This is a genomic window from Microcoleus sp. Pol8_D6 (assembly GCF_036700965.1).
GTDB lineage: Bacteria > Cyanobacteriota > Cyanobacteriia > Cyanobacteriales > Microcoleaceae > Microcoleus.
The window spans coordinates 1-10,047 of the sequence record NZ_JAUBPW010000120.1; the positions used below are offsets into that span (position 1 = coordinate 1).

A 10,047-nucleotide genomic window follows, 5' to 3' on the forward strand; every position below is an offset into this window, starting at 1 on the left:
CAGGTACGCTGCAATTTGTCAATGATGATAGTGATGAAAATCCCTTTGATTTCCCGATTTCAGCATCAGTCACAGCAACTGCTGTACCGGAAATCCAAGTTTTAGACGGAACAATAGATATTGCTGATGGTACTGCAAGTACAATTGACTTTGGTAGTGCATTAATTGGCGCGACTCTCAACAAAACCTTTACCGTAAAAAATCTCGGTACAGCAGTTTTAAACCTTAGCAATCCTACCCTACCCACCGGATTTAGCATTGTCGGAAATTTACCGACAACTCTCGCAGCAGGTGCAAGTGCTAATTTGCAAGTTCAAGTAGATACGACAGTAGCAGGAAATAAAACAGGTACGCTGCAATTTGTCAATGATGATAGTGATGAAAATCCCTTTGATTTCCCGATTTCAGCATCAGTCACAGCATCGGTACCAACAGAAACGCCTGCACCAGTACCAACAGAAACGCCTGCACCAGTACCAACAGAAACGCCTGCACCAGTACCAACTCCTACACCATTGGTAACACCAACACCTGCACCATTGGTAACGCCAACACCTGCACCAACAATAGCGGAAACACCGACACCGACACCCACACCGACACCCACACCAACACCATCGGTAACGCCAATACCAATAACTAACAACATCCCCAATGACGACTGCATCTGCGATGACATTGCCTATCCCAACTTAAACCAACCCAATGCAGTTGAAAACACCATACTTGGTGTATCCTCCATTCAAATAGGCACTGCCAAAAACGAGGAATTTCTCGGCACTAACAACGGCAATATATTCGATGCCAAATCCGGGAATGACAACTTATATGGTGGAGCCAGCAACGACATATTTAATGGCAACCAAGGCAACGACTTCATCACTGGAGGCAAAGGTGACGACATCCTCTATGGAGATGAAGGAAACGACATCGTTCTTGGCGAATTGGACAACGATTTAATCTTCGGAGGCAAAGGCAATGACTTGTTACATGGCCGCGAGGGTAAAGACATCATTCTTGGTGATAAAGATGATGATTTCATCGATGGTGGTAAGGATAATGACACCTTATATGGAGGCAAAGGTAACGACATAATGCTTGGTAGTCTAGGTGATGACTACTTGTTTGGACAGTTAAGTTCGGATACTATCTGCGGCGGTGTAGGTAATGATTTCATCAGCGGTAACGAACAAGCCGATATCCTGGGAGGATGTGAAGGGAATGATACCCTGTACGGAGGCGAAGATAACGATACTCTCACTGGTTGTCAAGGTGAGGATATTCTTTACGGAGACTTAGGCAATGATAGTTTGATTGGCGGTAGCGGTAACGATATCTTTGTCTTAAACTCAGGTCAAGGATTTGATATTATCGCTGATTTTACCATCGGTCAAGACTTGATTGCATTAAGCGGAGGTTTGAGTTTTAGCCAGTTAGCAATCACTCAAAATACTCAGGGAACTATCATCAAGAATCTCTTGACAGGAGAAGAGTTAGGCGTGATGATTGGAGTGAGTGCCAATGCGATAACATCCGCTAATTTCCTGCTGATTTAGGGAAGCAAAGAAAAGTACGATCGCCCATTCGATCCACAAGGGCGATCGCACTTCTACCAATTTTAAAAGAACTCGCAAAAATTGAATGATTATTCATACTTTCGGCCGCGCCACTGAGTAGGCTGATTCAACGCAGAAATTAGAATTCGCAAAAACGCTAACGGATCGGCTAAAGGTGACAGCCAAAACAGCCATTTACCCGATGCCCCAGTTGTATCGTAGGAAGGTGCGATCGCCAAACACAAAGCCGATCGCACTGCAACCAAAAATACATTCAATCCCAACAGCCAAAAGTGCGGAAATACACCAACCGGCGGCAGCGAACCAAACAGCAAATAGCACAACACAATCGGCACCGGCAAACCTTGAACCGCAAGCAACAGCCACAAATCGCCCCAAATTTGACCGCCCGAAGCAGCATCTTTCAAATCCAGCGATCGACCCCATTCATTCCAAGTCTCGATCGCCCCCTCATACATCCGCACCTTCAACACTTTTGCCCCATCCAAAAAACCCACCTTAAAGCCCTTAGCAGCCGCATAGCGAGCCAGAGTCACATCATCGCAAAACGAACCCCTCGCGACCTCATAGCCCCCTAATGCCACCAAAACCTCGCGCTTACACAAGAAACACTGACCGTTCGCCATCACCCGTTCCGGCACATCCCCGCCAGTCCCCGTCGGCCCGAACCGATAAACCAAAGTCATTAATAAAGCAGGTTGCAGCCACAACTCCCCCGGATACTTGAGGATAAACTGCGGCGACAGCGAAATCAAATCGTAATTTCCAGCTTTCGCCGTTTTGAGTAAACTCGCAATCAAGCCCGGATGCGGCACAGTATCCGCATCTATCCCCAAAATCCACTCGCACTTCTCGGAACTGGCCAAAAAACCCGCATTCAGCGCCCACGGACGCCCTACCCAGCCCGCCGGCAGCGGATCGTCGTTAATCAAGCGAAACCGGGGGTCTTTTTGTGCGGCTGCTTTGACTAAATCTCCGGTTCCGTCTACCGAATAGCTGTCAACCACGATCGCTTCTCGGAGTTCGTAACTTTGGCGGCTTAATCCTTCCAAACAAGGCGAAATTCGATCGGCTTCGTTCAAAGTCGGTACTACCGCAGTACAAGAACCTAACAAATCCAGTGTCGGCGAATCCGGTTCCAGGGGCGGAATGCGCGATGGGCCTTTAATTAACCGCGACATCAGAAGGGCTGCGGCGGGCAATTGTAGCAGCAGGAATGCGACAGGGATGATAGTTGTCAGCGGTTGGGAGAACAAGTGAGGGACGATCGGCAAAACCATACTATTGAATAATTGAATAATTGGGAATGACTGACGGGATATAGGTTGGGAGCTTATTTACAGTTGATTTTTTTGGTAACTGATATCAATTTAAAAATTTAATAAAATTTTTGCCTCAAACATATTACAGGAATTGGGCATGAAAAAATCGCCACTGAAAAACCCGGTTTCTTGTAGAAACCGGGTTTTTAAACTAGCTCAAAATTTAGTGTAAATTTTTGCTAAATCAGCCGGGGTTGCTCACTAGCAACTCACTTACGCAAAACGCCCACGGGCTGAGGTGGAATTTCAGCCGTGATAACAGATGTATCCAAAGACGGCATTGTTTCGGTTACGTCACCTGTTGCGGGTTTAGCGATCCAGCTTAACGCGATCGCCGGAACTACACCCAGAAGCACCGCTAGCGATGTCGGGAACCAGAACCGAGAATCCAACGAAGTTACAGTGATAATTGCTCCGAAAGCAAAGTTTACCAAATAAACAATTAAGGGCAAACCCAATTCCGATCGCTCTAATTTAATCGATGTTTTTCTCCACAAGAAAGCTGCTACAGACATAAATAGCGCTCCCGTGCCCATCCAGCCAGCCAAATTGCGGTAAGGCATCCCAAAGAAAGCGCCAAGTTCCTCAAACTCCCAAAAAGGCACAGAAGTTTGACTCATCGCCGGATCTAGTACAAAATCCCAAGCTGTTAGCAGCAAAGCACCAAGGGCGATCGCCCCTATTTGGCGCACCCAGTTGAGTTCACCTTTACCACCAGCTACTCCAGCGCGAGCAATTACATAGGAAACCAGTCCCAGATAAAACCACGAGAGGGGAATGGTAAACGGAACCAGCCCTGCAATTTTGTAGCCCAAACCGCTCAAATAATGGTAGTGGCCGAAGGGAAAACCCGTACTCGTTCCCAACAACTCGCTACTCAAGGACAAAAACACAGAAGGCACTAAAAAAGCCAGAGTTGCACCCCAACCCAACGTCCGCAAGGAATAGAGAGCAACTGCTGCTGCACCAAAGATGATATAAACTACTCCACCCCCAGCCATCCCCCACTGGAATAGCGTTTGCCCTGCTGGTGGCAAACTCATCACCAATTCGGGACGGGGTAAAATCAGCAGCAAGCCTGCCAATCCAAAAGCCATTGACAAGACGTGGGCAATTAAGCAAAAGCGCTCAGCAATCAAAAGTTGCTTCATGGGACTCCTCGAAAAAATATTAGATGCAGAAAGCACTCTTAACAGTTTACAAACTTTAACAAAAAACCAACTGCATTTCAGTTAGTTGTCTGTTGTCTGTTGTCTGTTGACAGTTGACGGTTGACGGTTGTCCACCGCCCGCCGATGCCCAATGCCCTGAGCACTCTAAAATCTAAAATCTAAAATCTAAAATTGTCAGATGCCCCATGCCCCATGCCCCATGCCCCATGCCCGATAATTACTGCCAATTGCCCACAAGCACGAAAGGTGCCCAGAAATACGGATTCTGATACTCTGGGTTTTGCAACAGAGTTAATTGAGCGTTGCGGAGGGCTTCAGCTTTGCTGGTTTTAGAAGAAGCCAGTTGCTTGTAAAACTCAGTCATAAAGATAGCTGTAGATTCGTCGTTGACTTGCCAAAGGGTGGCGGCGGTGCTGCGCGCACCCGATCGAATTGCGGCCCCCGCCAAACCCAAAGCCGCGCGGTTATCGCCCGAAGCAGTTTCGCAAGCACTCAAAACCAAAAGTTCGATCGGCTGTTGTCTCTCCCCAGTGCGGGCTCGCAGCAGTCGATCGAACTCCTTAACATTCACTTTCTGATCCCAAGTCACAATAAAAGTATCTGCCGCATTCGAGCTAAACTGACCGTGAGTTGCCAAATGGACGATCGGGTAAGACAAAGATTTAATTCGATCATGCAACCGCCCGCTGACAAAATCTTCATTCAGCAGCGAACTCGCCGGCATCTCGGCTGCAATTTGCTGAACTTCCTCCTTCACCCCCGGCAAAGCCGAGAAGCCTTGACGCGCTTCCGAGAGGGCAGCGGTAAGCACTCTTAACTTGACTTTGTTCAGCGGTTTTGGTGCCAGCAATTGCAATCCCGGCGCCAAAGCAATATTGTATTTTTCTACCAAAAACTTTTCACCGTCGTGCAGCACAGCCATCGGCAGATTCCGCAAGTAACCGTCGAGCACAAATACCAGGGTTTTAATCCCGCTGGCGGTCAAATCCGCCTCTGCGGGGCGGATTAACCAGTCATAAACCTGTTCAACTGGTAGCCTCCTGTCGCGGGGGAAAGAAGCAGGCCTGATGGTATTTTTGGCTTGTCTGAAGGCAGTTTCCAGGTCAGCTTGAGACTTCTTCGTAGCGTAGCGGCGCAGGGGTTTGCCGGGAATTGACAAAATTACCTCCAAACGATCGCTCAAAATAATCGGATAAATCACCGCCGCTGTCGGATCGATTTCCTCGATCGATTTTGGTTTAGCATCAGCGCAAGCATCCCGAAAAAAGTTGTCCAATTCCGCCAACTGCAAAGATTCCACCGTTTGGCGCGCCTGTTTCAATTTAGCTTGACTGGGAGATTCCTCTTGCAAAAGCAGCCCGACTAATTCCCGATAAACTGGTTCGGCACTTTCCCGAAACGAAAATTGCACTTCGGGATTGACTGTCACCAAATCGCCCCGCAGAGAAGACAATATATTGACAGCTTGAGTATATTGAACGATCGCCCCTTCTGTATTTCCCTGAGCTTTCCGAATCCGTCCAAGTTGCCAAAACAATTGGTAAGCAATATCCGGAGATTGAAACGCTGGTGCTAAACTCAAAGCCTCAGTTGTGAGATTTTCCGCTTTCTGATACTGCTGTTGGATTTCCGATAGTTTGCCTTTCGCTGCCAGAATATAAGCTTGTATTCGTTTATCGCCCAAACTGTTTGCTGGTTCCAGAGATCGATCGAGCATTGTGTCAATCTCGCTTAAACTCAAAGTTTTCGCAGGCGACTGAGCTAATTTGATCAAGCTTTGAGCTAGATTAATTTGAGCGTAAAGTCCGGCGCGGTTCGAGCCAAATTGATCGGTTTGAGGTTCGAGAGAACGCCACAAATATTCTGCTTCAGACCAATCTTGGCGATCGAGCAACAAACTCAATTGGTTTAACTTTGCCTGAATTTGTAGGAGTGATCGATTCGGGATCGCCTGGATCGATCGAGTATAATACTCTAGGGCAAAGCGTTCCCAATCACCCCGCTGTTCTGGTGTCAAACCCGGTTTATTGCTTTTAGCCCGTACCGTATTGCCCAGATTGAGATAAATTGCAGCCTCCTCTGGCCGGGAACCTAATTTTTGGGCTGCTTCGAGTCCCGCCGAAAGCACATCCTGCGATCGTTCCAGTTGTCCCAAAACCCGCAATACCCGCCCTAAAGCATGAATTGCCCGGACTTGTTCGAGAGAAACAGGCTGATTTTTCAAAGTTTCCAAACCCGCTGCCGAAACTTCGCAAGTTTGGTTATCCAGCATAAAAGAAGCTAACAGCATTTTGCAAGCTCTGGGGTAAAGTCCGAGAATTTCCCAAGCCCGACTTTGATTAATTTGAACTTGAAAAAGTTGGGGTTTTCTATCAATTTGCTCGAAAATTTTAGCAGCTTGCGTCCAAATCTCGATCGCATCTTGAGGCTGCCCCCGTTCAAGTTGCAACTGTCCTTGAATATTTAGAGTTTCAGCCAAAATCCGCTGCTGTTCGGGAGTGTTGGCTTGTGTTCGCACAGCCGACAAACTCGAGTTTACAGCTTTTTCTGCTTGTTCCCAAAGCCCCAACTGCCCATAGGTTGCAGCTAAATTGCTCAAAGCTGTGGCGCGATCGAGATTTTCGCCTTTTGCCTCAAACTGGGTCGCCGCTTGCTGCAATAGCGGTACAGCTTCCGAAAAACGTTCCTCTTGGTACAGAGTTCGAGCTTGTCGGACAAGCTGCACCGCTGGTGGTGGATTAAGCTGAGCAACTCCGGGAGGAATCGCAACTGCTAGCAGACAGGAAATCACAAATAACAGAATTACTTGCCGGAGCGATCGGGTAAACTTCATATTTAGAAAATAAAATTACAGCGGCAGACACACATACTAATTAACCCAAATACATCTTATTCTTGATCTGCGTTAATCCGCGTTAATCCGCCTACATCTGCGGTTAAAAAACCTAATTTCAACGCGGCACACAAACAGAACCCGGTCGAGGATTGCGAGAGTCAGCAGCATTACCCGGATTATATCCAACAAGCGTAACTTCTCCTTTCGCATTCACCACCCAACCTTGCGCCGGAACAACTTCCCGATCGGGGATTTCCCCTTCTTCCTTCTTCTTCCCTCGATCGGTTACATCGGTTAAATCCTCTACATTGCTCGTTGCATTTCTTCCTGCCTCTTCTACCCAAGGAAACGGCGCTGGAGCGGTGCTGAGAGCATCATTAGGACTAGGTGGCACTCCTCCTTTACCAGTGACGGTAAATGCGCTCTGGGCCTCTTGCGTGCAGGGATTTGCCGCAATTAAAGCAGCCGAATCGACCACATTTTGTGGCAGTTCCACTAAACCTTGAGCAGGATTCACCCCAGAAGAACTAAATGTTACAGTACCTTGTAACGCCGGGCCGCTACTTTGGGAAATCGCCGCAATATCGCTGGTAGGAATTAGAGAAGTCGGACTTACTTGCAACGCTGCAAATTGAGCATCAGTCAGTCCTAAACTACTACTGGCTTGGTCGCGGTTAAGGCTTGTAAAGCCAAAGATATTTGGTACATTGACCGTAACTTGTCCGCCCCTAGCTGTACGAGCATTAGCTGTAATATCACTATTCTCTCGCGGTAAAGCTACCAAAATATCGCTATTAATTCTGATATTACCGCCCTCAGAAATACCTGCATCCGTGGTGATTCTACTGCCGCGCCGCAACTGAATATCTTCCGCTTGCAGGTTAATATTTGCCCCTGTCCCAGAGACAGTCGTGCCATCAATTATGCTTTTATTATCCAAGGCAATTGAGTTAGCTACCACGTTAATATTGCCAGCCCTACCTGTTCCTGAAGATTGAACATTAACCACTGCACTATCCCGAAGAATCAATTGATTAGCATTCAAATTCAACGAGCCTGCATTTCCGCTAGCAGTGGGATTTACAGCATTAAACGCCCTACCAACCGAGGCCTCAATTCCACTCCTCAACCCACTGTTACTCCCAATACCTTGCACTTGTAAGCGATCGGCATTAATTGTAATATCTCCTGCATCTGCTATACCCAAAGAAGCCGCAGAAATAACGCCGCCATTCTGCACAGTTAGTTTAGGTGTTGAGAGGCGGATATCTCCACCTCTACCAGAACTTGCAGTTTGAGTAACAAAAGAACTTGCTACATAGCCCGCATTCTCCAAAAATCTTGACTCGCCGCTCACTTCTATAGACTCGGAGGCTCTCACAGTTAAATTTCCTCCCGTCCCCCCACTTGTAGAAAACACGACTTCGCCAAAAATCGCACCAGTCGTTAAACTAATTGTGGCTCCATTAGAAACACTCAACCGCTTAGTGTCGATCGTAATATCCCCACCTTTTCCATTGGCATCAAAAGTATTCGTGCCGAGCCGAGTTTGCCCTAAGCCTACAGGAAGACTACCCGATAATTCCACCGATTCACTCGCTTTAATCGCGATATTCCCCGATGCTCCATCACTAAGGCTGAAGCTGGCAAACGCACCGCCGTCCCGCAGTATTAACCGTTGCGCTTCAACAGAGATGTTTCCGCCTTGACCAGTGCTTTCGTTCGTTGTTCCGTTATAGAGCGTTGAACTGACGAGTTCGACCGTGTTGGCGCGGATACTCAAATTTCCGCCATTACCAGCACCAAAGGTGGGGGCACCGCCCACTACCCCATTGCTCATCAACAGCCGTCCTGCTTCAATGTTAATATCTCCGGCTGCTCCACTGCCAATAGCGCTAGTGAACAGAACGATTTGCGAAATAAAGGGGTTGCCTGTTCCAGATGTCTGAAAATTTTCTGTAAGCTGCTGATAGCCCTCAATGCCCAACCCGATCATTTCTACTGAGTCAGTAGCACGGATGTTGATATCGCTTCCTCTCCCTTCTCCCAGTGTGGAGGCGAAAATTTGCGACCCCCCCTCTACTCGCAAGTTTTGGGAATTGATGTCAATGCCTCTACCATTTATATTTCCGAGTGTCAGTCCATAAATTCCTGAACCATTAAGATTAATATTTCCACCTCGAATATCGACTTTCCCACCTCCTAATCCGCTGGTATTTATAAATGCACCGTTCATTTCAATATTGCCGAAGTTCTGAATATTGCGATAGTTTAAATCCAGACCTAAAGCTGTTGGTTCAAATTGCACTAAACCTGGACTGTTGACGCTACCTAGAACAATTTGTCCGGTATAAGCAGTTAGATTTCCTCCTTGCAGTTGAATGTCACCGCCAATTAATGCTAAAGTTTGACCGGGGTCTACGGCTAAACCGAGTTTTTCAAAAGCAGGAATTTCTATGGGTAGTGGCGGTAAGGCGGATGTAGGAGCCTTTGTTTGGGAAGAGTTGACAATTGTGCCAGGATTTTCTCTAAATCTTAAACCCACAGGAATATTAATCGCTAACAATGGCACTGCATTAGAATTAGCTGCACTAAATTCAAACCCATTATCAAAGAGAATTCCGCTACCAGTTGAACCGACAAATGAACCACGTAAATCTAACCGCGCATTGGGGCCAAAGACAATTCCTTTGGGATTAAGTAAAAATAAGTTGGCATTTCCTTGGACTCCCAAGACACCTAAAATATTAGAAGGATTGCCACCCGTAACGCGGGTAAAAATATTCGCAATTCCGTTAGGATTAGCAAAATATGCTCCTCTGCCTTCACCCACGTTAAATTGTTGTAAACTGTGAAATAAATTTACTCCGCGAGTTGCCCCGCCTTCTATTCTGTCCGATGGTAAATTATTAATCCTGTCGGGAACTGTTCGCGAACTTTCTGCACCCAAGCTATTATCGGGGATGATTTGAGCGATCGCAGGGACAGGAAACAGCAGTAAGAATGCAAAAAATAGGGCAGAAGATTGGAACTGCATCTTTTAAGTCTGGTTAATTTAGTATTAGGAAAATAGCGACGGGTTAGCTAAAACCTGAAGATTACCTATTGAGGTACGCAAACACCCGTCGGTTTCGGACTGC

The 10,047-nt window shown here is 47.0% G+C and carries 5 protein-coding genes; 1 reads left to right on the top strand and 4 read right to left on the bottom strand.

Going from position 1 to position 10,047, the window contains the following annotated elements:
- Nucleotides 1–1,556: choice-of-anchor D domain-containing protein (locus QUA10_RS28025; protein WP_333086452.1), on the top strand; the 1,556-nt coding region annotated here is incomplete at its 5' end.
- An 89-nt stretch (nucleotides 1,557–1,645) separates the two neighbouring features.
- On the opposite strand, the gene cruG is transcribed toward QUA10_RS28025, so the two are convergent.
- The 4 genes from cruG to QUA10_RS28045 all read right to left on the bottom strand — a co-directional run bounded on the left by cruG (nucleotide 1,646) and on the right by QUA10_RS28045 (nucleotide 9,944).
- Entirely contained in the window at nucleotides 1,646–2,857 is a 1,212-nt protein-coding gene (gene cruG / locus QUA10_RS28030; RefSeq protein WP_333084863.1) for a 2'-O-glycosyltransferase CruG, read from the bottom strand.
- 251 nt (nucleotides 2,858–3,108) lie between these two features.
- A complete protein-coding gene (gene cruF, locus QUA10_RS28035; RefSeq protein ID WP_333084864.1) occupies nucleotides 3,109–4,050 on the bottom strand; it encodes a gamma-carotene 1'-hydroxylase CruF in 942 nt (313 codons plus the stop codon).
- A 238-nt stretch (nucleotides 4,051–4,288) separates the two neighbouring features.
- The gene (locus tag QUA10_RS28040; protein ID WP_333084866.1) at nucleotides 4,289–6,904 is read right to left on the bottom strand and encodes a CHAT domain-containing protein; all 2,616 of its coding nucleotides are present in this window, start codon (nucleotides 6,902–6,904) and stop codon (nucleotides 4,289–4,291) included.
- A 118-nt stretch (nucleotides 6,905–7,022) separates the two neighbouring features.
- Nucleotides 7,023–9,944: an S-layer family protein gene (locus QUA10_RS28045; RefSeq protein ID WP_333084867.1), complete on the bottom strand. Its 2,922-nt coding sequence runs from the start codon at nucleotides 9,942–9,944 to the stop codon at nucleotides 7,023–7,025.
- Nucleotides 9,945–10,047 lie beyond the last annotated feature (103 nt).

Bases quoted from the DNA above. Each gene is read 5' to 3' on its own strand.
- cruG (WP_333084863.1), bottom strand. From the start codon at position 2,857: ATGGTTTTGCCGATCGTCCCTCACTTGTTCTCCCAACCGCTGACAACT.
- cruF (WP_333084864.1), bottom strand. From the start codon at position 4,050: ATGAAGCAACTTTTGATTGCTGAGCGCTTTTGCTTAATTGCCCACGTC.
- QUA10_RS28040 (WP_333084866.1), bottom strand. From the start codon at position 6,904: ATGAAGTTTACCCGATCGCTCCGGCAAGTAATTCTGTTATTTGTGATT.
- QUA10_RS28045 (WP_333084867.1), bottom strand. From the start codon at position 9,944: ATGCAGTTCCAATCTTCTGCCCTATTTTTTGCATTCTTACTGCTGTTT.